Origin of the sequence: Citricoccus sp. NPDC055426 (assembly GCF_040677445.1) — a bacterium.
Taxonomy (GTDB): Bacteria; Actinomycetota; Actinomycetes; order Actinomycetales; family Micrococcaceae; genus Citricoccus.
In genome coordinates, this window is sequence record NZ_JBFARZ010000007.1 from 43,683 (window position 1) to 70,590 (window position 26,908).

General features: G+C 70.6%; 18 protein-coding genes. 2 read left to right on the forward strand and 16 right to left on the reverse strand.

Annotated features, from left to right (window positions below):
• Window positions 1–66: 66 nt before the first annotated feature.
• The 3 genes from AB0K08_RS11135 to guaA form a co-directional block, all read right to left on the reverse strand.
• Window positions 67–354, reverse strand: coding sequence for a hypothetical protein (locus AB0K08_RS11135; RefSeq protein ID WP_363354386.1), 288 nt, complete (start codon window positions 352–354; stop codon window positions 67–69).
• Window positions 341–4,150 (reverse strand): DUF4011 domain-containing protein, encoded by a 3,810-nt coding sequence (locus AB0K08_RS11140; protein ID WP_363354388.1) that lies wholly within the window; start codon window positions 4,148–4,150, stop codon window positions 341–343. The genes AB0K08_RS11135 and AB0K08_RS11140 overlap by 14 nt, the downstream gene beginning before the upstream one ends.
• 130 nt (window positions 4,151–4,280) lie before the next feature.
• Complete coding sequence (gene guaA / locus AB0K08_RS11145; RefSeq protein WP_363354626.1) at window positions 4,281–5,861, reverse strand: glutamine-hydrolyzing GMP synthase; 1,581 nt, start codon at window positions 5,859–5,861, stop codon at window positions 4,281–4,283.
• 114 nt (window positions 5,862–5,975) lie between these two features.
• Between guaA and AB0K08_RS11150 the strand changes: the two genes are divergently transcribed.
• Complete coding sequence (locus AB0K08_RS11150) at window positions 5,976–7,346, forward strand: MFS transporter (RefSeq protein ID WP_363354390.1); 1,371 nt, start codon at window positions 5,976–5,978, stop codon at window positions 7,344–7,346.
• 27 nt (window positions 7,347–7,373) lie between these two features.
• On the opposite strand, the gene AB0K08_RS11155 is transcribed toward AB0K08_RS11150, so the two are convergent.
• From AB0K08_RS11155 to AB0K08_RS11200, 10 genes are all read right to left on the reverse strand, one after another.
• Window positions 7,374–7,922: a DUF3817 domain-containing protein gene (locus AB0K08_RS11155; RefSeq protein ID WP_363354392.1), complete on the reverse strand. Its 549-nt coding sequence runs from the start codon at window positions 7,920–7,922 to the stop codon at window positions 7,374–7,376.
• On the reverse strand, window positions 7,919–8,860 hold the full coding sequence (locus AB0K08_RS11160) for an SURF1 family protein (protein ID WP_363354394.1): 942 nt from the start codon (window positions 8,858–8,860) through the stop codon (window positions 7,919–7,921). The genes AB0K08_RS11155 and AB0K08_RS11160 overlap by 4 nt, the downstream gene beginning before the upstream one ends.
• Before the next feature lie 47 nt (window positions 8,861–8,907).
• On the reverse strand, window positions 8,908–10,809 hold the full coding sequence (locus tag AB0K08_RS11165; protein WP_363354396.1) for a glycerol-3-phosphate dehydrogenase/oxidase: 1,902 nt from the start codon (window positions 10,807–10,809) through the stop codon (window positions 8,908–8,910).
• 5 nt (window positions 10,810–10,814) lie between these two features.
• Window positions 10,815–11,951, reverse strand: a complete 1,137-nt coding sequence (locus AB0K08_RS11170) for a GuaB3 family IMP dehydrogenase-related protein (protein ID WP_363354398.1) — start codon at window positions 11,949–11,951, stop codon at window positions 10,815–10,817.
• A 41-nt stretch (window positions 11,952–11,992) separates the two neighbouring features.
• Window positions 11,993–13,537 (reverse strand): IMP dehydrogenase, encoded by a 1,545-nt coding sequence (gene guaB / locus AB0K08_RS11175; RefSeq protein WP_363354400.1) that lies wholly within the window; start codon window positions 13,535–13,537, stop codon window positions 11,993–11,995.
• Window positions 13,538–13,729: 192 nt separating this feature from the next.
• On the reverse strand, window positions 13,730–15,901 hold the full coding sequence (locus tag AB0K08_RS11180) for a LuxR C-terminal-related transcriptional regulator (RefSeq protein WP_363354402.1): 2,172 nt from the start codon (window positions 15,899–15,901) through the stop codon (window positions 13,730–13,732).
• Window positions 15,902–16,133: 232 nt separating this feature from the next.
• The gene (locus AB0K08_RS11185) at window positions 16,134–16,961 is read right to left on the reverse strand and encodes a class E sortase (RefSeq protein WP_363354404.1); all 828 of its coding nucleotides are present in this window, start codon (window positions 16,959–16,961) and stop codon (window positions 16,134–16,136) included.
• Complete coding sequence (locus tag AB0K08_RS11190; RefSeq protein WP_363354406.1) at window positions 16,958–17,806, reverse strand: class C sortase; 849 nt, start codon at window positions 17,804–17,806, stop codon at window positions 16,958–16,960. The genes AB0K08_RS11185 and AB0K08_RS11190 overlap by 4 nt, the downstream gene beginning before the upstream one ends.
• Before the next feature lie 92 nt (window positions 17,807–17,898).
• Window positions 17,899–19,458 carry a SpaH/EbpB family LPXTG-anchored major pilin gene (locus AB0K08_RS11195; protein ID WP_363354408.1) on the reverse strand — a complete coding sequence of 520 codons (1,560 nt, stop codon included), beginning with the start codon at window positions 19,456–19,458 and terminating at the stop codon, window positions 17,899–17,901.
• A gap of 86 nt (window positions 19,459–19,544) precedes the next feature.
• Entirely contained in the window at window positions 19,545–22,328 is a 2,784-nt protein-coding gene (locus AB0K08_RS11200) for a CshA/CshB family fibrillar adhesin-related protein (RefSeq protein WP_363354410.1), read from the reverse strand.
• A gap of 391 nt (window positions 22,329–22,719) precedes the next feature.
• On the opposite strand from AB0K08_RS11200, the gene AB0K08_RS11205 reads away from it, so the two are divergent.
• A complete protein-coding gene (locus tag AB0K08_RS11205; RefSeq protein ID WP_363354628.1) occupies window positions 22,720–24,105 on the forward strand; it encodes a dicarboxylate/amino acid:cation symporter in 1,386 nt (461 codons plus the stop codon).
• 27 nt (window positions 24,106–24,132) lie between these two features.
• Here AB0K08_RS11205 and AB0K08_RS11210 read toward each other — a convergent pair whose 3' ends face one another.
• The 3 genes from AB0K08_RS11210 to AB0K08_RS11220 are packed head-to-tail and all read right to left on the reverse strand — an operon-like array spanning window position 24,133 to window position 26,863.
• Window positions 24,133–25,860 (reverse strand): ABC transporter ATP-binding protein, encoded by a 1,728-nt coding sequence (locus AB0K08_RS11210; protein WP_363354412.1) that lies wholly within the window; start codon window positions 25,858–25,860, stop codon window positions 24,133–24,135.
• A complete protein-coding gene (locus tag AB0K08_RS11215) occupies window positions 25,857–26,018 on the reverse strand; it encodes a hypothetical protein (protein WP_363354414.1) in 162 nt (53 codons plus the stop codon). Before AB0K08_RS11215 ends, AB0K08_RS11210 begins: the two co-directional genes overlap by 4 nt.
• Window positions 26,015–26,863: a class I SAM-dependent methyltransferase gene (locus AB0K08_RS11220; protein WP_363354416.1), complete on the reverse strand. Its 849-nt coding sequence runs from the start codon at window positions 26,861–26,863 to the stop codon at window positions 26,015–26,017. The genes AB0K08_RS11215 and AB0K08_RS11220 overlap by 4 nt, the downstream gene beginning before the upstream one ends.
• Window positions 26,864–26,908 lie beyond the last annotated feature (45 nt).

Below are 26,908 nucleotides of genomic sequence, written 5' to 3' on the forward strand. Positions count from 1 at the left end.
ACCTCGCGCGGCGCAGCCCGGCCAGGTCTGGTCAAGCCAGGCCAGCCCAGGTCAAGTCAGGCCAGGTCAGCCCCAGTGGGGCGGCCGCTGCTCCAGCAGCCACCGCTCATGCTCGGTCAGCCGCGCGTTCTTCCGCGCCTTCTTCCGCGCGGCCTCCGCCGATGGCTGCTCCGCCCGGACCGGTTCCGGCCGGGGCGACTCCGACGAAACCAGCCCCGGCTTCAAGGCCTCGAGCTGGGGTTCGGGGCCATCCGCGGAGGCCGGCCCGGTCCCGGGGGCATCCGCCCGGCGGGGTCCGCGGCGGCGCGGCACTGGGGACGGGGGCGGAGACGGGGACGGGTCAGCGCGACTCATTGTCCGGCTGCTCGGGGCGGTCGTCGTCCTCGGAATACCCCGGGGCGCCGGGGCCGTCCTCTGCCGCGGGCAGGCCCAGGAAGTCGGCGACGGTCTGGGCGCAGCCGGCCGGGTCCGCGAAGACGTCGATCGTCCACAGGGCGTGATACCGCCAGCCACTGCGTTCCAGCTGCTGGGGCTGCTGACGGGAGCGCTGGCGCACGCTCATCTCGCGGTACACCTCCGAGCCGTCCGAAATCATCGCCACGGGCACGGCCTGCTCCGGGGAGGCCTGCCCGTCCCAGTCGGGAAGGCCCAGCGGGTTCCAGACGGCCAGGTCGATGCTCCCGGCGAAGTTCGGCAGCACGGTGGCGTGACGCTGGCCGAGCCGCTCGGAGAGGTCGGCCACCAGCGGATCGCGGGGCTTCGCGGAGGGGGTGTGCCCGGTGTCCTTCAGGTAGGCCTCCAGCAGACCGTAGAAGTCGGATGCCCCGTTGCCGAGCCGGTCCGGATCCAGGTCGTCCGGATGCACGCAGGTCAGCACGTGCAGGTGCTTCCGGGCCCGTGTCATGGCGGTGGCGTAGAGCTCGCGGCCCCCGGCCTCGGAGAACGGGCCGAAGTGGTGCACCACGCGGCCGTGCGGGGTGCGGCCGTAGCCGAGGGTGAAGACGATGTGGTCCCGGACCACGCCCTGGGCGCGGGACATCGGGGCCACCACGAACGGCTCGCCGTCCCGGGTGAAGAAGGAGGCCGCCCAGGGGTTGTTCGGCAGGTTCAGCCGGATCGCCTCGGCCACGCGGCGGGCGTGCAAGGCGGTGGCGGTGATGACGGCCAGCGAGTGCTCCGGCCGGTGCCGGATGTGCTCGAAGACCAGGTCCATGGCGCGGTTGACCTCGGCCACGGTGGACTCCACACCCTCGTCCCCGGCCCCGGGCATCCCGGTCCCGCCTGGCAGGAACTCCACGCGCACCGGATGGTCCGTCCCGGTCAGCTCGGAGGCCCCGGGCAGCATCTGCAGCGTGCCCTCGTAGAGCTGTTCGCCCAGCAGTCGCGTCAGCTTGCGCTCCAGCCCGCGGTGCATGGTGGTCAGGGCCACGTCCGGGAGCACCCGCATGAGCGCGCCGAAGGCCGAGTCGACCTCCCGCGGCAACATCGCCGAGGCGGTCGGATCCACGGAGACGTTGAAGGTCTTCGGGGACCCGGAGGTGCCGTCGCCGAAGGCCACCACCTGCTTTCCTCGGCTGATGGCGCCCAGCGCCGTGCTCAGCGCCAGGGACTCCGCATCCAGCAGCAGGACGGCGTCGAAGCCCATCTCCGCGGGGAACTCGGCCAGCGCCAGCGGTGAGGTGGTCCACACCGGCACCAGGGCCTGGAGCAGCTCCGGCTCCAGCCCGGACAGGGACTCCGGGTCCGGATGACCGTCCTTGAGCAGGGAGCGCAGCACCCGGGCGGAGGCGCGGTGCTGGCCCGAGGTCTTCCGCCAGGTCTGGGACAGGGCCCAGTTCAGCCGCTGTGCGCCGGCCTCCAGGTGGGTGGTGTCCGCCAGTCGGAACTCGGCCTCGATCTTGCGCAACGAGTCCGCGTCCATCATGGCCAGGTAGTCGTCCCCGGAGATCATGGCCTCCAGGGCGGACTGCCACCACGCCAGCTCCAGCTCGGAACGCAGGCGGTCCGTGGGAACCTCGCGGCGTTGCAGGTCGGTGAGGAGTTCCTGCAGCCCCTGCTCCCGCAGCTGGTCCCCCACGAGGGTGCGCTCCGGCAGGGTGGTCAGCGTCTCCTGGTCCGCCACGAGGCGGTCCAGGACCTCGCTGAGCTCGTCCACCGCCAGGTTCTCCAGCCGCCCGGAATCGTGCCGCGGCTCCGCGAGCACCCGCTGCAGCCGGTCGATCTGCCCGGCCACCTCGGCGCCCTGCGTGGAGAGGGCCTCGAGCCCGGCGGGCACCGAGGGGTGGCGCTTGGAGGTGGCCCAGCGGGTCCACTCGGCACGCTGGTCCTGCACGTCCACGAGGGCCTCGTGCAGGTCCGAGACGTGCACGCCCGGGCGGATGTACTCCTTGGCCACGCGGCGCAGCCGGGAGCGGGTCATGGAGGACATCTCCACGCCCTGCTGCTTGCGCCACTGGCCGGACGCCGTGGCGGAGATCAGGTCGGTGACCGGCCGGTCGAAGATGTCCGGGGTGAACTGGTCCAGGGATCCGCGCACGGCGGAGAGCAGCTGGATCTGGCCCACCCACTCGGCGAAGGTGCCGCCGGTGGCCAGCTGAGCCTGTTCCGTGGCCGCGTCCAGCTGTCCGCGCAGCACGGGCAGCGCCGCGGCCAGGTCCTCGGCCAACCCGTAGGCGTCCTCCGTCTCCTGGACGTTGCGCAGCCGTGCCCCGTACCAGGGGCTCTCCGCCGAGGCCCGGGAGAAGGCGCCCAGCTCTCCGGCGCGGACGAGTTGGGATGCCGTCTCCTCCCGGTTCACGGTCGCATCCAGCACGGAGCGCTTGAGCCGCACTGTGGTGGACGGGGCCGGGTCCAGGCCGGTCAGGGCCGCCAGGGACTGCATGGCCTGGAACGGCGAGCAGCCCCAGCGCTCCCGCACGTTGTGCAGGCTGCGCAGGTGGTCGCTGAGCTGGTGGCGCCGTTCCACGAGGGTGGCGTTGAGCCGGCCGGTGGCGGGCTCCTGGGCGCGTTCCACCCGCAGCAGGGCCTGGATCAGCTGGCGGCGCATCAACCCGGGGGTGGCGGCTGCGGGGATGTCCAGCACGAGGGAGTCCAGCTCCACGGAGCCCAGGCGGCGGCGGAAGTCCTCCAACGTGGCGGTGCGTTCGGCCACCACGAGCACGCGCTGGCCGGCGCTGGCGAGCTGGGCCACGGCGTTGGCCGCGGTCTGCGTCTGGCCGGTGCCGGGCGGGGTGACGACCACGAGGTCGTGGCCGGCGGCGATGTGGTCCAGGGCCCGCTGCTGGGACGGGTCCGCGTCCAGGATGAGGGTCTCGGTGGCCGGGTCCCGCTCATCCAGCGGCGGCAGGCCGGTGTCCTGCAGCTCGGCGCGGCGCGGGACCATGCCGGTGCCGGCGTCGTACAGGGCGGAGACCACCGGGTGGGTGGAGTCCACCACGTCCACGGAGGCCGTGTCCGCCAGGTCGGCGAAGGTGGAGATCATCAGCCGGTGCTCCACCACGAGCCCCCGGACCTCGCGTCCCTGCGAGCGGAGCATCTCCATGGCCGGCATCGGTTCCAGCTTGGCGGTGGCATAGGCGGCCCGCAGGTAGTCGTCCGCGTCCAGGGTCACGCCATGGTGGTCCCGGAACCAGCGGGCCAGGGCGGGGTTGAGCCGGGCCCGGTCCGAGATCTGCAGCTCGTAGTCGTCCTGCTCGGCGCGCAGCGTCAGGCTCAGCCGGGCGAGCATCACGGGAGCCGACATCTGGGTGGAACGGCCGTCCTCGATCACGCGCCACGTGGCCAGGCCGGTGGCCAGGTAGCCCACGTCCACGCCCCGGTCCTCGGCCAGCTCCTGGATCTTGCCCCGCAGTTGGCGGGCCGCGCCCCGGGCATGGACGAACGCGTCCTGGTCCCGCAGCAGCGTGGACAGCCGGGTCTTGCGGCCGGTCATGAACTGGGACAGGCCGGAGGGGTGGGCGTGCGAGATGTCGATGCTGTTCGCCCCGGAGGGGGCGAAGCGCAGCATCGTGTCGTTCTCGGTCCCGGAGCCCAGGGAGGCCAGCCAGGCCGCGAAGGTGAGACGGGAGTCGGACTCGCCGGGGCCGCCGTCGGGCATCTCCGCATCCTTGCGGGGGTCCGCAAGGCCCTGCTGGGTGTCCTGCTCAGTCACAGTTGTCCTTCCTGCTTAGCGCCCGCTGGCCCGGACCGTCCAGTGCGCCGGTCGGCACGGTGGGGCAGTGCGGCACCGATGCTTTCTTCCACGGTACACAGGGGCGCCGCGGAATCCCCCGAGGCGGGGCTCACTCCCACTCGATGGTTCCCGGCGGCTTGCTGGTCACGTCCAGCACCACCCGGTTGACCCCGTCCACCTCGTTGGTGATCCGGTTGGAGATCCGCGAGAGCAGGTCGTAGGGCAGCTGGGCCCAGTCAGCGGTCATCGCGTCCTCGGAGGTGACGGGGCGCAGCACCACGGGGTGGCCGTAGGTGCGGCCGTCACCCTGGACGCCCACGGAGCGGACATCCGCGAGCAGCACCACGGGGCACTGCCAGATCTGCCGGTCCAGCCCGGCCGCAGTCAGCTCGGCCCGGACGATCGCGTCCGCCTGGCGCAGCAGGTCCAGGCGCTCCCGGGTGACCTCGCCGATGATGCGGATGCCCAGGCCGGGGCCCGGGAAGGGCTGGCGCCAGACGATCTCGTCCGGCAAGCCGAGCTCGGAGCCCACCGCGCGGACCTCGTCCTTGAACAGGGCGCGCAACGGTTCCACCAGCTCGAACTCGATGTCCTCCGGCAGCCCGCCCACATTGTGGTGGCTCTTGATGTTCGCGGTGCCCTCGCCGCCGCCGGACTCCACGACGTCCGGGTACAGGGTCCCCTGGACCAGGAACCGCACGTCCTTCGCCTCCGGATCATGCCTTGACTCGGCGATGATGTCCGCCTGGGCCTTCTCGAAGGTGCGGATGAACTTCTCGCCGATGATCTTGCGTTTGGCCTCCGGGTCCGTGACCCCGGCCAGGGCCGCCAGGAACACGTCCTCGGCGTCCACCATGATCAGCTTGGCGCCGCCCGTGGCCGCGCCGAAGGCCTTCTCGATCTCCTCGGACTCGTCCTGGCGCATGAGCCCGTGGTTGACGTAGACGCAGGTCAGCTGGTCCCCCACGGCCCGCTGGACCAGGGCGGCGGCCACGGCCGAGTCCACGCCGCCGGACAGGCCGCAGATGGCGCGGTGATCCCCGATCTGCTCCTTGATCAGGGCCACCTGCTCCTCGATCACGGAGGTGGTGGTCCAGGTGTCCTTCAGGCCGACGCCGTGGTGCAGGAAGTTGCGCAGCACCTCCTGGCCGCGCTCGGAGTGCCCGACCTCCGGGTGCCACTGCACGCCGTAGATCCCCTTCTCCGGGCTCTCGAAGGCGGCCACGGGGGCGCCGGGCGTGCGGGCCGTGACGGAGAAGCCGGCCGGGGCCTCGGTGACGGAGTCCGCGTGGCTCATCCAGACGACCTGGTCCACGTCCTGGCCCTCGAAGAGCACCGAGGTGGAGCCGATCGCCTCCAGCCGGGTGGAGCCGTACTCGCGGGTGCCCGTCTTCGCCACGGTGCCGCCGAGCGCCTGGGCGATCGCCTGGAAGCCGTAGCAGAGCCCCAGCACCGGGATGCCGGCCTCGAGCAGCGCCGGGTCGAGGGCCGGGGCGCCCTGCGCGTAGACGGAGGAGGGGCCGCCGGAGAGGATCAGGGCGGCCGGCTGGCGGGCCAGGATGTCCTCGGCCGAGAGCGTGTGCGGGACGACCTCTGAGTAGACGTTCGCCTCGCGCACGCGGCGGGCGATCAGCTGCGCGTACTGGGCGCCGTTGTCCACCACGAGCACGGTCGGGAAGTCGGCGGCGATCTGCGGGTTGTCCGGCTGCTGGGGGTCCTGGGAATCCTGGGGGGAAGTCACCCGTCAAGGATAGTGCAGTCGTGGGAGGGTCCGCGGCGATGCGGCTCGGGCACAATGTGACCTATGTCCGATGCCCCACCGCCCGGTCCCGCGGCCGATCCCGCCCTGCTGCCGCGGGCCCGCCAGGTCCAGCGCCGCGCCGTCCGGGTGCTGGGCACCGCCCAGGTGTTCTCCGGGCTGGGCAACGGCGCCACGCTCTCCCTCGGCTCCATCCTGGCCGTGGACCTCTCCGGGGCCGAGTCCAGTGCCGGTTTCGCGAACACGGCCATGACGCTCGGCTCCGCCGCGGTCTCCATCCCGTTGGCGAGTGTGGCGGCCCGGCGCGGACGCCGGGTGGCGCTGGGGCTCGGCCTGGCCGCCGGGCTGGTCGGGCAGGGACTCATGGTGGCCGCCGTGATCAGCCGGGCCTTCCCGCTGTTGCTGCTCGGGGCGTTCCTCGTGGGCTTCGCCGCCGCCGTGAACCTGCAGGCCCGGTTCGCCGTGACGGACCTCTCCCAGCCTCGGCACCGCGGCCGTGACCTCTCCGTGGTGGTCTGGGCCGTGACCGTCGGCGCGGTCCTGGGCCCCAACATGGTGGGGCCGGGCGCCGTACTGGCCGGCTGGCTGGGTATCCCCGCCCACGCCGGCCCGTTCCTGATCTCCGCCGCGGGGATGGCGGTGGGCGCCGGCATCATCCTGGTGGGGCTACGCCCGGATCCGCTGCTGCTGCGGCGTGAGCTGGACACCGTGCCGGGGGCGGAACAACCGGGCACGACGACGGCCGGTCACCCGGGCGGTCCGGTCCCGCCCCGCTCGGGTGCCGGGTGGGGTGCGGGGTGGCGCATCGTGCGCGCCCAGCCCACCGCGCTGGCCGCCGTGGTGGCCGTGGCCAGCGCCCATGCGGCGATGGTGGGGCTGATGTCCATGACACCCCTGCACCTGCAGCACGAGGCCGGGGTGGCCAGCCATGAGCTGGGGATGCACCCGGACACCGTGGTGCTGATCGGCTTCACCATCTCCCTGCACGTGGCCGGGATGTACGCCCTCTCCCCCGTCATGGGGCTACTCACGGACCGCTACGGGCCGGCCCGGGTGGCGGGAGCCGGGCTGGGGTTGCTGCTGGCGGCGGCCGGGCTCACGGGGTTCTTCCCCCACGTGCACGCCGCCGTGGTGATCGGGCTGGTGGTGCTGGGACTGGGCTGGTCGGCGGCCACGGTGGCCGGGTCCACGTTGCTCGTGGCGGCGCTGCGGCCGGATCAGCGGGTTCCGGCCCAGGGCTTCTCCGATGCCGTGATGTCCCTGGCCGGGGCGGTCGGATCCCTGGCGGCCGGCCCCCTGATGGGCGGGGTGGGCTTCTCGGGGCTCTCCGCGGTGCTGGCCGGCGTGGTGGTGCTGTGCGGGCTCGGCGTGGCCGCGCTGCTCAGGGCCCCAGCAGCAGCGCCACCCCGAGGATGACGGGCAGGCCGCCGCTCAGTACCGGCCTCAGTACCGGCGCAGCGCCTCGGGGTGGTCGGCCAGCTCCTGGACGGTCTCGCGGTGCACGCGCTTCTCCACGATGAAGGACAGGAACGGCACCACGCCGCCGCCGGCGATCAGCAGCAGGCGCATGCCGTGCCAGCGCATCAGCGACCACAGCCGGAAGGCCGCCACCAGGTAGACCACATACAGCCAGCCGTGGGCGATGAGCACGGCGATCGAGAGGTTGAACCCACCGGTCACAGAGTCCTCCGGCTGCAGGGAGAGCCCATTGGCCGAGCCGTCCACGAGGGTGCCGCCGGCGTAGAGCTCCGTGCCGAAGCCGTACTTGAAGATCATCTCGAACACGAGCAGCAGCAGCATGATGCCGGTGATCCACGCGCAGATCTTGTACATGGTCAGCGCGGAGCGGATCTGCTGGTGCGTCCCGGCGAACCGCCGCGGGGCCTCGGTGCCCGGACGCGGCGGCGGAGCGGGTAGGTCGGCCTCCGTGATGTCCTCGGGGTCGGGCAGGGTGTTCGGGTCCACCGGGGGCTGCTGGTCCGGGCTGGTCACTGGTGCTCCTGGGATCGCTGGGGTTGCTGGGGTGATGTCTGGGTCGGGGAGGCCGTCACGGGCTCCCCGTGGACGCGTTCGTACTCCTCGACGGCCTTCCGCTTGGCCTCGCGGGCCTCTGCCCGGCGGCGCTCGAGCTCGGCGGCCTTCCACTCCTCGGCCCACTGGCGGTCGAGTTCGGCCTCCTCCTGGTTCCGCAGGTGGTCATCGCGCAGGAACCGCCACCAGAGGTAGATCGCGAAGCCGGCGAACACGACCCACTCGATGGCGTAGAAGATGTTCATCCAGTTGTAGGTGGTCTCCTGCGGCTGGGGGCCGATGATGACCGGCTCCAGGGTGCTGTCCGCCGCGGTGGCACCCACCACGGTCCCCTGCCCGGTGGTCATCTCGAAGGGGGCCACGTAGCCGGCGTAGGACCGCACGTCCCACAGGTTGATGAGCTCGGCCGAGGCGAGGCTGGCCAGCACGGTGCCGTCCGGGGTCTGGTCGATCCCCTCCGGGCCGGGCCCCTCGGCGGGCAGTAGCCGGCCGGTGACGTGCAACTCGCCCTCCGGGGCGGGGCCCGACTCACCGGTGCTGTCCGTCCAGCCGCGCACCAGCGGGATGACCTCGTCGTGCGGGGCACCCTGGACGCGGAAGGCGCTGACCACCCAGTACCCCTCGTCCTCACCGTTGAGGCGTGGGTGGATGAACACGTCCGTGTCCGGCAGGAACTGCCCGGTCAGGGTGACGACCTGGTCCGCCTCCGTGCCGTACATCGCCTTCTCGGGCACGAAGTGCTCGGTCAGCGGCACGGGCGTCTCGGTCTGGGTCAGGGGCGGCGGGGCGGAGGCGGCGTTGTCCATCTGCCACTTGCCGAGGAGCACGAAGACCCCGGACACCACGAGGGCCAGGATCAGTCCGGCGATCCAGGCGGGTTTCAGGGCGGTTCTCAGCACCCCACCAGACTACGCGGTTCTCTACCGCACGTAGAACTCGGGAGGGCTCAGGAGGATCCGGGCAGTCCGCCCCGGGCGAGGTCCCGGATCGAGCCCCGGGCCGCCTCCAGGAGCAGCCGCTGCGCCTCCGCATCGGTGGCGGCATCCTGCGTGGCCCGCTGGGCCAGGGTCCACTGCCGGTAGCGCTCGGCCTCGGCCGAGGCCCGCTCGGCGTCCCAGCCGATCAGGGGGGCCACCAGCCGGGCGACCGCCTCGGCGGCGGCAGCGCCGGCGTCGTCCGCCTCGAACACCGCGCGGATCCGCCGCGCCAGCACGTCCTGGACCGAGCGCGCCCCCTCGTGGGTGACGGCATGCACGGCCTCGGCGGCGAGGTGGCCTGGCAGCCCCGGCAGGTCCTCGGCGAGCTCGGGCTCGGCCACGGCCATGGCGATCACCTCGGGGGCGACCGAGCCGTAGCGGTGCAGCAGGGACTCGATCGTGGCGGCCGGCAGGCCGGACTCGCTCGCGAGCAGCAGGCGCCGGTTCCAAGCCGGCGTCCAGCCCTGGGCTCCGAGCAGCGGCAGCTCGGCGGTGCAGGAGGCGGGCACCCCCTCCCCGGATCCCGTCTCGTCCTGGCCCGTCAGCGGGTCCGTCCCGGGTGCCCCGGCGGTGGAGACGGAGGCGTCCACGGCGTCGGCGGCCATGGTCCGGTAGGTCGTCAGCTTGCCGCCGGTCACCACCGTCAGGCCCGGCAGCGGCGTGGCGACCACATGCTCCCGGGAGACCTTGGCCGTGGACGCTGCGTGGGCGGAAGCCGTGGTCTCCACGGGGGCTCCCGTGTCGCCGAGCGGCTCGTCCTCGCCGGCCGGCGTCACGAGCGGCCGCAGGCCGGCGAAGACCCCCACCACGTCCGCCCGCGTCAGCGGTTCGGACAGCACCGCGTTGGCACGCTCGAGCACGTAGTCGATGTCCCCGCTGGTGGCGGCGGGCTGGTCCACGGCCTCGCGCCAGGGGGTGTCCGTGGTCCCGATGATCCAGTGCCGCCCCCAGGGGATGACGAACAGCACGGACTTCTCGGTGCGCAGGATCAGTCCGGAGGTGGACGTGAACCGGTCCCTCGGCACCACCAGGTGGATGCCCTTGGCAGCCGTCACCCGCGGCATCCCCGCGCTCACCGGCGCCTCGGTGCCGTCCGGGTGCCGCACGGGGATGGATCCGGTCCACACCCCCGTGGCGTTGATGATGCGCCGGGCGTGCACGGTCAGCCGCTGGTCGGTCTCGCGGTCGAGGATCTCCACGCCGGTGATGCCCGCGCTGGCGCTGCCGGCGCCGCCGCTGCCGAGGTAGGCCGTGACCTCGCTCCGGGTGGCGCAGTGGGCCCCGTGGGCGGCGGCCGTGCGGACGAGTTCGATCACCAGGCGGGCGTCATCCACCTGGGCGTCGTAGTAGCGGATCGCCCCGATATACGCCTCGGGCCTGAGCCCCGGCGCCATCCGGGCCACGGCGGCGCGGCCGAGGTGCTTGTGCACGGGCAGGTGCCCGGTGCGCCCGGCGGCCATGCCGTCATAGAGGGCGACGCCGGCGCCCACGTAGGGCCGCTCCCACGGCTTGGACAGGGGGTAGAGGAAGGGCACGGGCCGCACCAGGTGCGGCGCGATGTCCTCCACCAGCCGGCCCCGCTCCCGCAGCGCCTCGTGGACGAGGGGGAAATCCAGCATCTCGAGGTAGCGCAGCCCGCCGTGGACCAGCTTGGAGGACCGGGAGGAGGTGCCCCAGGCGTAGTCCGTGGCCTCCACGAGAGCGGTGGAGAGCCCGCGGGTGGCGGCGTCCAGTGCGGTCCCGGCACCGACCACGCCCCCACCGATCACCAGCACGTCCAGCGGGTGCTCCGGCGTGGTGGCGCGCAACGTGGCGAGCGCGCGGTCACGGCTGGCGGGGCCGAGCCGCCCGTTGCCGCCGGTGGTCGTCATGCCGGTCAGCGGTCCTGGGTGGGGGCCACCAGGACCTCGACCTTCTGGAACTCCTTGACGTCCGAGTACCCGGAGGTGGCCATGGCCCGCTTGAGGGCGCCCATCAGGTTGGAGGTGCCGTTGGTGTGGTGGCTCGGGCCCCACAGGACGTCCTGCAGGCTGCCGACGGTGCCCACGTGGGTGCGGTCCCCACGCGGCATGTCCGCGTGGGCGGCCTCCCCGCCCCAGTGCCAGCCGCGGCCGGGGGCCTCCTGGGCGCGGGCCAGGGCGGCGCCGAGCATGACGGCGTCCGCACCCATGGCCAGGGCCTTGACGATGTCGCCCGAGGTGCCCACCCCGCCGTCGGCGATCACGTGCACGTAGCGTCCGCCGGACTCGTCCATGTAGTCCCGGCGCGCCTCGGCGATGTCCGAGATGGCGGTGGCCATCGGCACCCGGATGCCCAGGGCGCGGCGCGTGGTGGAGGAGGCGCCGCCGCCGAATCCTGCGAGCACGCCGGCGGCGCCGGTGCGCATCAGGTGCAGGGCCGGGGTGTAGCCCGCCGCGCCCCCCACGATCACGGGGACGTCGAGCTCGTAGATGAACTGCTTCAGGTCCAACGGCTCACGGTTCTGGGAGACGTGTTCCGCGGAGACGGTGGTCCCGCGGATGACGAACATGTCCACCCCGGCGGCCAGCACCGTCTCGTAGTACTCCTGCGTGTGCTGCGGGGTCAGGGAGCCCGCCACCACCACGCCTGCCTCACGGATCTGGGCCAGGCGCTCGGTGATCAGATCGGCCTGGATGGGCTTCGAGTAGATCTCCTGCAACCGCCGCGTGTTGGCCGGTGAGTAATTGCTGGGCTCGAAGGCGGCGATCTCCTCGAGGACCGGGTTCGGGTCCTCGTAGCGGGTCCACAGGCCCTCGAGGTTGAGCACGCCCATGCCGCCGGCCTGTCCCAGGGCGATGGCCGTGTCCGGGCTCATGACCGAGTCCATGGGCGCGCCGATCACGGGCATCTCGAACGTGAAGGCGTCGATCTGCCACGTGATGGACACGTCTTCCGGGTCCCGTGTCCGGCGCTCCGGAACCACTGCGATGTCATCCAGGGCGTACGCCCTGCGTCCCCGCTTGCCGCGGCCGATCTCGATCTCGTTGCTCACGCGGTCCAGCCTAGTGCAGGTGCCGGACGCGCTAGTCCGCGCTACCGCGTGCGGTAGTTCGGCGCCTCGACCGTCATCATGATGTCGTGCGGATGCGACTCCTTCAGCCCGGCCGGGGTGATGCGCACGAAGCGGCCGTGCTGCTTCAGCTCCGCGATGGTGGAGGCACCGGTGTAGAACATGGTCTGGCGCAGGCCGCCGACGAGCTGGTGCACCACGGCGGAGAGCGGGCCGCGGTAGGGCACCTGACCCTCGATGCCCTCCGGGATCAGCTTGTCCTCACTGGGCACGTCCGCCTGGAAGTAGCGGTCCTTGGAGAAGGAGCGCTGCCCGTTGCGGGTCTGCATGGCGCCCAGGGAGCCCATGCCGCGGTAGGCCTTGAACTGCTTGCCGTTGTAGAACACCAGGTCACCCGGGGATTCGGCGGTGCCCGCCAGCAGCGAGCCGAGCATCACGGAGTCCGCGCCGGCGACCAGCGCTTTGCCGATGTCACCGGAATGCTGCAGGCCGCCGTCGGCGATCAGGGGGATGCCTGCGGGGATGGTGGCCTTGGCCGCCTCGTAGATGGCGGTGATCTGCGGGACCCCGACGCCGGCCACCACGCGGGTGGTGCAGATCGAGCCCGGGCCCACGCCCACCTTCACGGCGTCCGCGCCGGCATCCACGATCGCCTTGGCCCCGGCATAGGTGGCGGCCTGGCCGCCGATGATGTCCACGTGCGCGGAGGCAGGGTCCTTCTTCAGCCGGGCGATCATGTCCAGCACGCCCTGCGTGTGCCCGTTGGCGGTGTCCACCACCAAGACGTCCGCGCCGACCTCCACCAGGGCCATGGCGCGCTCGTAGCCGTCCCCGAAGAAGCCGACGGCGCCGCCCACGCGCAGCCGGCCGTCCTCGTCCTTGGTGGAGTCCGGGTACTGCTGGGCCTTGTCGAAGTCCTTGACGGTGATCAGGCCCTGGAGCTTGTTGTCGCCGTCCACGAGCGGCAGCTTCTCGATCCGGTGCTCGGAGAGCAGCCGGATGGTGTCCTCCCTGGAGACGCCGACCTGCGCGGTGACCAGCGGCATCCGCGTCATGGCGGAGGCCACCGTGCGGTGCTCGTACTCGGCGCCGGGGATGAAGCGGGTGTCCCGGTTGGTGATGATGCCCAGCAGGGTGTTCGAGGCGTCCACCACGGGCAGCCCGGAGACGCGGAACTGGGCGCAGAGGTCGTCCCACTCGGCCAGGGTGGCGTCCGGGCCCACGGTGACGGGGTCCGAGATCATCCCGGACTCGGAGCGCTTGACGCGGTCCACCTGGGCGGCCTGGTCCTCGATGGAGAGGTTGCGGTGGATGATGCCCAGCCCGCCCTGGCGGGCCAGCGAGATGGCCAGCGGCGCCTCGGTGACCGTGTCCATGGCGGCGGAGACGATGGGGGTCTTCAGGGTGATGCGCCGGGTCAGCCGCGTGGAGGTGTCCGCGTCGGCCGGGATGACATCGGTCATGTTGGGCAGCAGCAGGACATCGTCGTACGTCAGGCCGACGAAGCCGAAGGGATCGGCGGCGGTGGCCACCGGGTCTGCCGAGGGGCCGGGGATCTGTGCACTCACGGGCGTGGGGCCTTTCAGTCTGCGGAATTGCGACCAGTCTAGGCCCGCCACGGGCGGGTGGGTCGCGAGGCGTCGTTGGCTGTGAAACACCGTCCGGCCGCCGGTCTATTCCGGGCGTGGCGCGGGTCATACCCCAGCCATACCTTTCAGGCAGGGGTACGACGCCGGCCCGGCCAGTGACGCTGTACGGCATCAGAACCCAAAATCACGGGCCCGGGACAGCGCCTCCTGCGCTGAAGAGGCGCCGAGCTTGGCGTAGAGGCTGCTGAGCTGTGCCTTGACGGTGTTCTCCGAACGAATGGTCTGCCCGGCGATCTGCTTGCGGGTGAGGCCCTGGCGCAGAAAACCCAGCACCTCTCGTTCCCGGGGCGTCAGCTGCGGCCGCAGGTCCGGCAGGGTGGTCCGCAGGGGAACGGCGGAAAGTCTCCGTGCTCGCACCTCGTCCACGACCCCCGCCGACCGCAGCAGGGGTAACAACCCGAGCTGGACCGGTGCCAGCAGGTCGATCGTCGCGCCTTCGGTGCCATGGACGGATGCCATCCTGCGCAGGGCGTCACTGTCGGGCTCCGTCAGAGGCCACCCCTCCACACAGATCTGCAGGAGCGCCGCCTCCTGCTGGTCCCTCAGTCTGCTGCGCGGTGGGATCTGCAAGGCGGCGATGGCCTCGTCTGGCGATCCGTTCCGAAGTCTCCGGACGGCCTGCACATTGGCCAGGGCCGGATTCCGCTCCCATCCGGGAACCTCTGAGGTTCTCCCCATGAGCGTTGCCGCCCGGTGGGTCACCTCGGTCAGCAGCCGATCGGCCATCGGTGCTGCAGCCGCAAAGGGCCGTTCCAGTCGCCAGGCAGCGACTCGTCGGATGGCCCGCTCGCCGCGGCCCTGAAGCGCATCGATCGTGGCCAACAGCGCGGCGTGGACAGACCAGTATTCGTCCGTGTCCGGTTCCGGCGGCAGATCACTCAGGATCTCCTCGGCACGGGCGAGGTCCAGGTCCTCGACGGCGGCCCATGCCTGGGCGAGGTGTCCGGCCCGACCTACCATCTTGCGACCCCACCCCACCCGGGACAGCGGTGCCGTCATCTCCTCCAGCAGCCCAGTGGCCATCCGCGTCTCCCCCAGCTGCACCTGCACCAAGGCCAGCTTCGCCAGGGCGTCAGCCTCCTGAGCGTGGTTGTCCCCGCTCCGTGCCCAGTCCAGGGCGGCACGGTAGGCCGCCTGTGCCTCGGGGAGGCAGTCCGCCAGGTGAAGGCAGATTCCGGCGTGCAACTCGGCGATGCTGGCCAGAGCCGGGGAGATGGGCCGGGTGTACAGGCCGGTCTCCAACGCACGGCGGAGCCGGACGGCGGCGTCCGCGGCCGCCATGAAGTGCCCGGAGAGCCGCAGGTAGCTGATCTCCAGGAGGCCGTAGGTCACGGCGAAGGCGTCCGGCGAGCGATACGCCCGGCTCGAGCGTTCCCGCAACCGGTGAGCGGTCCGGTCGTGTTGCAGCTCCGGTTCCACCGAGGGCAGTGGCAGCACCATGCTGTCCGGCCCGGCCAGGCTGAGGATCCGCAGGGCCACATTGAGGTCGCTTTGCCGGGAGCGTATCGACGTGGGGAATCGGGACGCGAACGCCCTCAACACGCGTGCGTCCGAGGTGAACAGGTCTGCCCAACGGTTCACCAGCACGTCCCGCAACACCGTCCAGGTCCGCCCCGTGGCCGCGGTCTCGACAGCCTGCTCGACCCGGTCGGCCGCCATCAGCGCATAGACCGCTTCCCGCGCCAGGACGTCGACGCGATCCGGGTTGCTCTCCCGGACCCATTCCTGCAGGGCGTTCCGGATCTGCACCGGCATGAACGGATGTCCTCGTCCATCCCGGCGAAGGATCCCGGCGGCCGTCAGGTCCTCGAGCGTCGGCGCATCCGGTCCCCCCTCCGGTTGGAACTCGTCCAAGATCTGCGCGGAGAACTCGGGCAGGAAGGAGGTCTCCGCCATGGCACCGCTCGGGTCACGGGCCCGCAACCACCGTGCCAGCGGTCCCACGAGCGGACGGTGAGCCGCCTCTTCTCGGACCGGCCCGTCCAGCATGGCCTGCACGGCCATGAGCCACCCACCGGTGCTCCCGTGGACCTGCCGGGCACTCAGTCGTCCTGCACCCAGACTCGCTGTCGGGTGGTCCCGGCACAGGTCCCCGACTTCATCTTCCGTCAGCATCAGCTCCTCCGGCCCCGCGGTCCGACATTCGAACACGGCGGCCAGGTCGAGCACCGGGGCACTGCCCTCAGCCACCACGGCGATGCGGTGCCCAGGGTCTTCCGCGAGGAGCCCGTCGAGGCGGCGGATGATCTGGTCCGAGCTCTCAGTGTCCGGGTCCCAGTCCACCGTGGTCCCCTGCCCGCCATGGCGCTGCAGCCACCCGGAGGCGAACCACCGACGCCCCGTGCCGGCCGGAGCGCGGATGATCAGCAGGCGTTGCCCGCCGTCGGGAAACCGGAGGTACCGAGGCAGGGTCGGATGAAGCGTGGCCGGCCGGCTACTGGGACCCGGTTCGGTCTGTCCTTCGACCCGGAGATCCTGTGGAACCCGTGGTTCCAGCTGTTCAGCCGCGCTCAACTCAGTCCTGCTCATCGCCGGCCGGGCCCTCGGCCAGGGCGGGCGGGATGCCCTCGGACTTCGGGGTCCAGTAGTCGGCCTCGGCCCAGATGATGTAGCGGTCGGTGATGCCGAAGATGGGGTCGCACGTGGTGAGGGTGAGGTAGCGGCCCTGTTCTGCCCCGTCGAAGGGCGGGATCGGGTCCAGCACCTCGGACTGGTGCGGCTTGACGATGTCCCGGGCCACCACGCGGTAGACGAGCCAGGCGTCCGCGGACTCGACCACGATGGCGTCGCCGTCCACCAGCTGGTGGACCTCCCGCAGGGGTTTGCCGTGGGTGGTGCGGTGGCCGGACACCCCGGCGTTGCCCATCGCGCCGATGGACTGGCTCTGCGTGTAGTGGCCGAGCTGGCCGGAATCGAGGACGTCGTCACCGCTGCCGGTGCCGATGGGGACCTCGTACTTCTCGGCGTCGCCGCTGCCGTCCCACCGCGGGACGTGCAGCATGCCCAATGTGCCCTCGCCCTCGACGACGGGGAAGTTCTCGCGGTGCTCGGAACCGACCTGCGGGCCGACCGGCTCTTGGCCGGCCCGCCATTCCTCGGCGATCTCCGTGCGGTCGGACTCAGCGATCACGTCCGTGATGAACAGTTCGTAGACCCCGTACAGGACGACCGCCAGGCCCGCGGTGACGAGCAGCCGGCCCACCCAGGTCAGGACCGCGGACCGGCGCCGAGGACCACGGCGGGCCGGGGCACCCTGCCGGCCGGGCCGGCGTCGTGCTTCCCGACCCCTGGGATCGCTGGAGGGCGGGCCGCCATCCGCCGCGCGATCAAGGGTATGGGTCATGCCTCGAGGATATCCTTGCGCTGGCGGGGGCGGGTCGCGAAGACGGCAACCGCCGCACCGCCCACCAGGCCCAGGGCCCACCAGGGGAACCCGGGGTCCTGGGTGTCTGAAGGCAGCGTGACGACGCCGGCCTGCTCGGCCGCCGGGCCATCCACGCGCTCGCCCCGGACCAGCAGCCGGTGCGAGTTGACGCCGATCGGCGTACAGGTGATCAGGGTGAGGTAGTCACCGCCTGGCTCCTGGCGCAGGGATTCGGTCTCGTCCGGCTCGACCGTGAGGAGCTGATCCACCTCGTAGTACAGGACCTCGTCCAGGACCTGGACGGAGAAGACGTCTCCCTGCTCCACCTGATGGAGCTCGGTGAACAGGGTGGAGTTGACCAGGCCGGAGTGTGCGGTCAACACGGAGTGGTTGCCCACTCCCCCGACGGGCAGCCCTGAGCCGTAGAGGTGTCCGACTCCCTCCGTCAGGGTCTCCTCATCAGTGCCGTGATAGATCGGCAGGTCCGCGCCGATCGTCGGGATGCGGATGCGGCCCATGATGCCGCCGGATTCCCCGTCGGTGCCGTTCAAGGTGTTGAAGTAGGCCTCGGTGCCGTCGCCGACGGCCGTCTGCTGGCCGTTCGGATCCAGGGCCCAGGGGTCACGCAGCGGCCCACCGGGCAGGTTGCTGTTGTAGCGGCGGGCCTCGGCGAGTTGTTCCTGGGTCTCCTCCGGGTCCATCGACTGGATCTGCGAGACGTAGCCGTTGACGTCCGTGGCGTGCTTGCGGTCCGAGAACCAGGAGGCGGCGTCCGGGTACAGCAGCACACCGATGCCGAGGATCGCGACGACGACGATCGCCACGCGCTGCCGGCTCCACCGCGCGCGCCACCCGGGCCCGGAACCCACCCCTGGCTGGGGCCGGTCCCGGGTCCGGGTAGGTGCGTGGTCGGGCATCAGGCGTGGTCGGATCCGTGGCCAGCGCTCTGGGCGGCGGCCTGGCGGCGGGAGCGGACCGCCATCAGGACGGCCCCGCCCACCAGGAGCAGTCCTGCCCCGTACAGCAGCGCGGTGCCGTTGCCACCGGTCATCGGCAGCTCGAAGCCGGCGTTGGAGGGGACGTTCTCCACGTTGAGGTCGATACCGGCGTCCGTGGTGTCGGCCGTGACCTCGAACTTGATCGGTGCAGCGAGCAGCTCGTAGCCCTCGGGGGCCTTGGTCTCCACGAGCCAGTAGCTGCGGTAGCCCTCCTCGCCCTCGGCGACGGTGGCTCCATTGGCCCAGTCGGAGTAGCGCAGGCCGGACAGCGTGAGCTGTCCTTCATCGTCCACGGAGAAGGTGGTCTCCCCTCCGAGGGTGACCTGGTTGGTCTGCGCCCGCGCATCGGCCGCGGAGGTGAAGACCTGGAACTTCGCGCCCTTCAGGCCCTGGCTCGCCCCGTTCTCACCGTGCTTCAGAAGGGTGAGGCCACCCCACTTGGTGACGGCCGGCGGGGTGGTCGTCGGGCCGCCGGGCTCGCCCGGCTCGATCTCGAAGCTCGGTGCGTTCGGGTAGACGAGGGCCTCGTTCTCGATCTCACCGACCACGTCGACGGTGGTCTGGATGTTCACGACGACCTCGGCGGCGTAGTTGTCCGCCAGGACCCCACGGCCAGCAGCGGTGAACTCCACCGTCACGATGCGGTCCACGTGCTCGACGGTGTAGTCGACCCCCTCGACGATCTCGGTTCCGTTGGAGAGGGTCACCGTGGTGTTGTCCACGTAGGACAGTTTCGCATCGAGGTGGTCGACGATCTTGTAACCGTCGATGATCTCCTCGTTCGGGATGCCGGCGTTGATGGTGAAGTCGATCGTGTCACCCAACTGGACGTCCTCGGCATCGGTGACGGTCTTTGCGATCTCCTCGCCGCCGGGGCCACCGACGTTGGAGTTCTTCGGGTAGACATTGACGTTGTAGATCCACGAGTCGTTGTTGGTGGGATCCGTCAGCGGCACGGTCACCAGGAAGGGCGCAGACGGCGTGACACCAGCCGGGTAGTTGGTCTCGGTGATCAGGTACTGGCCCACAGCCAGGTCGGTGAAGGTGGCGACTCCGCCGTTCGCGGTGACCGCTGGGGCCAAGGACGTATCCAGATCATAGGTGGCGGTGGCGAAGAAGTCCTCGGCCCGATCGGCATAGCGGATGTTCGCGCCTTCGAAGGCCCCGGCGAGTGAAGCAGCCTGCACCCATCCGTCATTGGTGGACAGGTCGATGCCCTGGACCCGCTGGGCCGTGAACTCGATTCCATCCAGAGGCTGGGCATCAGCCGGCACATTGTTCTCATCGGTGACCATACCCGTGCCGGGATCGCCGGCCGGCGCCACCTTGTCGTACTTGTGGATGGTCAGGTTTCCGGTCTCCTCGTCGACGACCGGTGCGGCGTGGGCCGGGGCGACCAGGCCGGTCATGGCCACGGTGGCGGCAGCGGTGAGTGCGGCGGCCCGGAGCAGGCCCTTGCGGCAGGACAGGGTCTTCATCGTGTTTCTCCTCATGAGATGGGTGGAATGGCGAAGCAACGCCGGGGGGATATGTGGGATAGGTGGTCGTCGGCAGAACTGCGGGGTCAGCCCGTCGTGTCCTGTGCCAGATCGCGTCGGCGATGATGGAGGGCCAGTGCGGCGCCGAGTGCCAGCAGCCCTCCGCCGGCAGCCAGGAACCCTGCGGTCCCCGCCCCGCCGGTCTCCGGAAGGCGCATGGCGGGAACGTCGCGGACGGTGACGGTGTGGATACCGTCTGTGTTCCCCTCGGCGTCCTCGTCGGCCACCGTGACTACACCGTCGCCAGCGCCGGCACCGAGGGTGACAGAGCCGTCGTCGGCCACGGTGAACGCCACCGGTTCGGCCAGCAGGTTGAAGCCCTCGGGGGCCCGGGTCTCGGTCAGCCAGTAGTCCCCGGCGGGGATGCCCTCGACCTGAAACAGGCCGGTCTCCGGCGACGCAGGATCCGTGCCGGGCACCGGGACCACTGCGGGGGTCTCGAGGACCGCGCCGGGGGCGCCGCCGTCGTCGTGCCGGATCTCCCAGGCCGAGCCGTCCATGCGGATCCAGCCCTCCGAGGCCTCGCCGATCTTCTCGATCAGCAGCTTGGCGTTCGTGGGGTGATGGGTGGCGCAGCTGGTGGAGTCGGTGCACTCGATCGGATCCCGCGGCACGTCAGGAGTACCCGGATCATCCCAGGTTCCCGTCACGACGTTGCCGATGGTGGCGGACCAGGCGTCGTCGTTGACCGTGACCTCGTAGGTCAGGGCGGCCGTGGAGTTCGCCGGCAGCTCGAAGGCCGCCGTGGTCAGCAGGCCGTCCACCGGGTCGGCCACCGCCTCGCTGGAGAGGAACGCGCCGTCGGCGCCGGTGATCCCCAGCTGCGCGGAGCCCGGGACGAAGGTCGCGTCATCCAGCACATCGGTCAGGTCGTCGGAGAGCACGACGCCGGCCGCGGGCCCCACCGGCGCGGTTTCCGGCCCCGGCGTGGCTGGCTGGTTCGTGGTGGTCACCGCGTAGGTGATGCTGTCCCCGGGCATCACGGCGGTGCCGGTGTCCGGGTCGGAGGACTTGTCCAGCAGCAGGTTCGGTGCGTAGTTGACCACCGGGTGCTCGGTGCAGTGAGGGGATTCGGGATCGCAGCCCTCCGGAGGGGTGCTGCCGCCCGGGACCACCACGTTGCCCACGCGCTGGTTTCCGGCATCGGAGAGGTCCTTGACCGTCACCGAGTAGCTCACGGTTTCCGGGCCGGCCCCCGCCGGCAGCACGCCGGAGATGTCCAGGGTCTGGGTGCTCTCCGCGAAAGCAGCAGTCAGCCCACCGGTAGTGGTGATCGATGCCACGTCCAAGAGGGCGTCGTCCAGCACATCAGCCAGGTGGTCAGTGTGGTCGACGATGGCCGGGGCTGTCGGATCGCCGGTGAAGGTCAGGGTGTAGTCGATGGTGTCGCCCGGGTGGACCTCGGTGCCGCTGACCGGATCGGAGGACTTGACCACGGTGGCCAGGGGTTCTCGGGTGATGGGCAGAAGGTAGTCCTCCACCTCACCGTCAGTGGCCAACCCGGTGGGTTCAACGATCTGGGAAGGATCACTGGCGATGCGGAAGCGGGAGCCGAGCCCGTCCACGTCCCGGGGGACGCTGATGCCGGACCATCTCAGCGGGGCACGTCCGTCCGCCACCGTGGCGGTGGTGCGTTCGTCAGCATCGAAGGCGCCGTTGTTGTTCCAGTCGATCCACGCCGCGACGGTCTGGCCCTCGGCGTTGCCTGCGGCAATGTCCACGGAGTAGTCATCGGTCTGCCCGCGGTAGAGCACGGGCGGTGTCGCCTCGCCGATGAGCTGCTGCCACCCTTCGTCTGGTTGCGCACCTTCCGGCGTCGAGTCGTCGTCCCCGGTCCAGCCGGTGAGGTCGCCGCTATCTGGATCCGCCGGGACATCGCCCAGGTAGGGGATGCCCTCCCAGTTGTAGGCAATGGCCGGGGCGTTCGCCGTGCCGGGTGACCCCATGGGGGTGCCTGTAGCGGACCAGTCGATGAAGTGGGATGCCTGCCCGTAGGATTCCGGGGCGTCGCCGAAGTCCGTCGGCAGCATGAAGCCGATCATGACGTTCTGCATGCCGGAGGCGCTGATCTCCACATCGAGGGTGCTGGCCCCGCGGGAGACGCCGATGGGGGCCATTCCCCCATTGCCACCACTTATTTCCGTCTTCCACGGCCCCATGGTCTGGGTCCCGAATCCACCGTTGGTCTTGCTGGACGTCCACATGGTGGCACCGGTGCGGGTGGTGTTGTCGATGTTCTGCCAGGCGTCGCCGTCGGTGGTGAAGATATTGGACTCGCTATTCCAGTGCCCCGCACTCTCACCATCGGCCGCGATGATGTTCACGGGCGCTGGATCGCCATTGTCCAGCGTGGCGGTGAATTTCAGCCGGAAATTTGCGTCCGTCGCATTGGTGTTGGGCGTGATCACGCTGTACTGCGATCCGGTGTCATAGCCGTTGCGTTTCAACTCCGACCACTGCGGGTCTTGCTGCGTGAGGTGGAGTTGACGGTCGGACGTGCTGGTGGATCCCCTGACGGTGGCGGAGACCTGCTCGAAGGTTGCCGTCACGGTGACGCCCCCGACGGGCGTGGCAACCATGGAGGTGCCTTCTTGAGCCCGGAAGTAGGGACGGCCGTTGTTGGTACCCGAGCCATTGGTGTTGATCGCCGTAGACCAGTCCAGCCAGTAGATCGACCCCACGTGGTTTCCGGTGCCGGTCGCCATGCCGGCCTGCGCCAGCTGCTGGCCGGAGAACGGCATCGCCACGAGCCCGACCAACACCAGCATCCCGACCACGGCAGCGGACAGCCACCGACGAACTCTCGACAAGACAACCCCTTACCGGTCCGGTCGGGGGAAGACCGGATCCATGTCGCGACCGATGCGTGGCCGCACTACTGCGGCCCTGAGAATCCGCGGCAGCGCGGTTCCACAGGGCCGATCATTGAGACGACGCCCAGTCAACACACAGGCAGTGGTCATTTACCTGGATTCCGTGGCGGATGCACCCGAATTCACCCTTTCCTTAACCCTTTTCACCCGGCGCACGTGCAGCCGCCCGCCCGTCATGACGCCTGGGTCACAGAGTCGTCATCTGCCGCAACACCATTCCCGAATTGTGGTATCGGCGGGCTAACCTCTTCCGGTGAACTCCTCGACCCACACCGCAGCCCACACCCCGGAGCCGCAGGCAGCACCCCGCCGGCGTCTGCCCGGCTGGATGACCAACTTCGGCACGCAGATCCTCGCGGCCCTCGTGCTCGGCCTGATCCTCGGCCTCGTCGCCCGCTCCGGCGGCCACACCGCCGAGACGCCCACCGGACTCGGGACCACCCTGGAGGTCCTCGGCTCGAGCTACATCTCCCTGCTGCGCGCCGCCGTCGTGCCCCTGGTGTTCTTCGCCGTGGTCGCCTCGATCGCCAACCTCGCCCAGGTCACCAACGCCGCCCGCCTGGCCGCCAAGACGCTGCTGTGGTTCGCCATCACCTCCCTGATCGCGGTGGTCATCGGCATCATCATCGGCGCCGTGATGCAGCCCGGCGTGGGCACCGGCCAGTCCGCCCCGCCCGAGTACGAGGGCAAGACCGGCAGCTGGTGGGCCTTCCTGCAGGGGCTGATCCCCTCCAACTTCCTGGGACTGTCCGCCTCGACCAGCGCCGGCGACGACGGCACCCTGACCACCTCGGTCAGCTTCAACGTGCTGCAGGTGCTGGTCATCTCCATCGCCGTGGGCGTGGCCGCCCTGAAGCTCGGCGAGAAGGCCAAGCCGTTCCTGGACTTCTCCGCCTCCATGCTCGAGGTCATCCAGAAGGTGCTGTGGTGGATCATCCGCGTCGCCCCGCTGGGCACCGTCGGGCTGATCGGCAACGCCGTGGCCTCCTACGGCTGGGACACCATGGGCACCCTGCTGAAGTTCGTGGTGGCCATCTACGTGGGCCTGGCGATCGTGCTGCTGGTGGTCTACCCGGTGCTGGTCAAGTTCCACGGCCTCTCCGTCCGGCAGTACTTCACGGGCATGTGGCCGGCCTTCCAGATGGGCTTCGTCTCCCGCTCCTCCATCGGCACCCTGCCGGTCACCCAGCGCGTGGCCGAGCGGAACTTCGGCGTCCCCCGCGGCTACGCCGCCTTCGCCGTGCCCCTGGGTGCCACCACCAAGATGGACGGCTGCGCCGCGATCTACCCGGCCATCGCCGCGATGTTCGTGGCCCAGTTCTTCGGCATCGACCTGGCCTGGAGCGACTACCTGCTGATCATCCTCGTCTCCGTCCTCGGCTCCGCCGCCACCGCGGGCACCACCGGCGGCGTCGTGATGCTCACGCTGACCCTCTCCACGCTGGGGCTCCCGCTGGCCGGCGTCGGGCTGCTGCTCGCCATGGACCCGATCGTGGACATGGGCCGCACCGGCGTCAACGTGGTGGGCCAGGCCCTGGTCCCCGCACTCGTGTCCAAGCAGGAGGGCATCCTGGACGAAGGCAAGTACAACGCCTCCCGCGCCGGCGGCAACCTGCTCGCCGAGGACTTGGCTGCGGAAGCACCCCTCGAGACCAACAACGACGGCGGCGCCGGCACCGGTGCGGAGCGCGGCAGCGAGTCGGTCCGCACCTGACCGGCGCGTGGCCCCGCGGGCCCCGCTTCAGCGACCGGCCACGGGCTGCTGGAACTGCTGCGAGATCAACCGCTGATAAGTCTCGTGGTCCTGCATCAACTCTCCGTGACGGCCCGCCCCCGTCACCCGCCCGTCTTCCAGCACGAAGATCTGGTCCGCGCCCACCACGGAGGACAGGCGGTGGGCGATCAGGACCACCTGGATGTCCTCGGCCAGCCTCTCGATGATGCTGGCGATGCGGGCCTCGGAGTCTGCGTCCAGGTGGGCCGTCGCCTCATCGAGCAACAGCAGATCCGGCTGGTGGAGGAGCACGCGGGCCAAGGCCAGGCGTTGGCGCTGGCCGCCCGAGAGCCCCGCGCCGTCGTCCCCGAGGACCTGGTCCAGTCCTTCGGGGAGGCTGTGGACGGCCTCCGCGAGGCCTACCTCACCCAACGCGTCCCACACGGCCTCCCGGGTGGCGCCGGGGGCCCCCAGGGTGAGGTTGTCCCAGACCGAGCCGCGCATCAGGCTGCCGTCCTGGCTGACGAACCCCATCCGTCCGCGGAGCTCCTCCAACGGCATAGATAGGATGTCCGCACCGTGCCAGAGGACCGCGCCGGCGTCCGGCTCGTAGAACCGCTCCAGCACCCTGAAGAGAGTCGACTTCCCGGCGCCCGAGGGGCCCACGATCGCGGAGAGGCCCCGGGACGGCAGGACCAGGTCAACCCCCGCCAGGGCCGGCGCCTCGCGCCCGGGATAGGTCAGCCGGACCCCATTGAAACGCACCAGCTCATCGCCGGCACTGCGCGCGCCGGGCGCCGGCACCCCGTCCTGCCGGGAGCCCTCGGCCTGCAGCTCGGTCAGTTCACCGACCCGGTCGAGGGCGGCCCGCCCCTGCTGGAACTGCGAGACCGACATGAGGGCGACCACCAGGGGTGAGACGAGGTACAGCAGGTAGAGGATGAAGGCCACCAACGCATCCACCGCCATCAGGCCCTGCCCCGCGCGGGCGGCGCCCACGATGATCACCAGGGCCAGGGACAGCTGTGTCCCGACGTTCATGACCGGCGTCAGCAGCGCGGCGATCCGGGCGACCTTCAGCCCGGACCCGCGGGCGCGGGACGCCTCCGCAGCGGAGCGGTTCAGCTCTGTGTGCTCGGCCCGCAACGCCTTGACCGTCTCCAGGTTGGACAGCTGGGACAGGACGACGGAACCGAAATCGGAGTTGTGCTGGCGGTTCTCCACCGCGGACGTCCGGATGGCCCTGACCAGGGCGACACAGGCCAGGGAGGTCACGCCGATGGTCGCGACCGTCAACAGGGCCATCCAGAGGTCCAGGACGAACATCATCACGAGGCAGCCGACCACGGACAGGAGGGAGGTCGCCAGCTGTGAGACCGAGGAGGACAACGCCACCCTGGCCAGAGAGGTGTCCGCCGAGACCCGCGTGAAGAGGTCTCCACGGTCCCAGGAGGACACCGCGGGAATCCTGGCCCGGAGGATGCGCCTCATCACGGCGGTCCTCAGGTCCAGGACGATGTTCTCACCCGCACGCGCCACCAGGTAGCTGCCCACGGCTCCGCAGAGCACGTCGGCCGAGAAGAGGACCACCAGGGCGGTCACCTCTGCCACGGCGGGCTCGCCGGACACCAAGGACGAGATCAGCGCGGCTACGAGCACCGGCTGGACCAGCATGGCGACGGTACCCACCAGGGACAGGACGATCCCCGCGCTGAGCAGGGGGCCCTGGGCCGCGGTGAGCGAGCGGAGTCTCACCCTTCTGTTCTACCGGTCGTCGTGCGCGCAGCGATGGCCACGGAGACCCCCGCGATGACCGCGATGATGATCGCGGGGATGAGGTCCATGAATTGTGCCAGCACCAGCCCGGAGACGATCCCCAGGGCTCCGCCGATCAAGACGTCGGTCAGCTTCACCGCGGTGTTCCTTCCCTCGAGGCCGATTCCGTCGGCCGACGATAGCTTCTGATGTACAACGGGGCCTCGTCCCCGTACGGTGTGCCCGTCCAGGTGGCGAACAACAACTCCGGAACCAGCCCGGCCTCTGCCGCCATCCGGTCCATGACCTCCACGGGTGTCAGAAGTGACTGCTCGATCCCCGTGTGGAGGGTGCCGTCGCTTTCGATCCAGACCTGACGACACCGCCACGTCTGATCTCCGGCCTCGGATTCGGTGACGTGGGAGTAGGTGGTCAACCATCCTCCCTGCGCCTCCAGCGGGACCGTTGTCACCGCCGGGTTCCGGTCCCCCATCAAGGTGTGCACCTGCAGGGGATTGCCGGTCTCGACCACGAAGATGCCCCCGGGGACGAGCGCCTGAGCGACCCGGTGCATCGCGCGGCGTTGCTCCGCCCGGCTGCGGACCATCGACATGGTCTGGCAGACCGCGAAGACCATGCCGTACCGCCGGTCCGGCAACTCGTGGACGAAGTTGCCGTGCATGGCGTGGACGGGTTCACCCTTGCGGTGCCCCTCGAGGGCGGACAACATCTCCACCGAGGAGTCGATGGCATCGACGGGGCCGATGCGCCGCGCCAGCGGCAGAGCGATCCGACCCGTCCCCACACCGAGCTCCAGGGTTCCCCGGGAGATGTCCGGATGGATCCTGGCCAGGCCCTCCGCAGTCACCTCCGCGGACTCATCGTGCTGGAAGATCCGGTCGTAGAACGGGGCGAACTCACGGCCGTAACCGGTGTCCTCGACGTCCTCCCGGATCAGCATCCCGGCACCGGGGTGCGTGGCGGTCATGGATGCATCGGTCATACGTTCCTCCTCTTCGGCGGGTGCCCCGCAGGCCGGGTGACAGGC

Coding starts and splice junctions, on each gene's coding strand:
- AB0K08_RS11185 (WP_363354404.1), bottom strand. CDS start 16,961: ATGACCCATACCCTTGATCGCGCGGCGGATGGCGGCCCGCCCTCCAGC.
- AB0K08_RS11135 (WP_363354386.1), bottom strand. CDS start 354: ATGAGTCGCGCTGACCCGTCCCCGTCTCCGCCCCCGTCCCCAGTGCCG.
- AB0K08_RS11165 (WP_363354396.1), bottom strand. CDS start 10,809: ATGACGACCACCGGCGGCAACGGGCGGCTCGGCCCCGCCAGCCGTGAC.
- AB0K08_RS11205 (WP_363354628.1), top strand. CDS start 22,720: ATGACCAACTTCGGCACGCAGATCCTCGCGGCCCTCGTGCTCGGCCTG.
- AB0K08_RS11220 (WP_363354416.1), bottom strand. CDS start 26,863: ATGACCGATGCATCCATGACCGCCACGCACCCCGGTGCCGGGATGCTG.
- AB0K08_RS11150 (WP_363354390.1), top strand. CDS start 5,976: ATGTCCGATGCCCCACCGCCCGGTCCCGCGGCCGATCCCGCCCTGCTG.
- AB0K08_RS11195 (WP_363354408.1), bottom strand. CDS start 19,458: ATGAAGACCCTGTCCTGCCGCAAGGGCCTGCTCCGGGCCGCCGCACTC.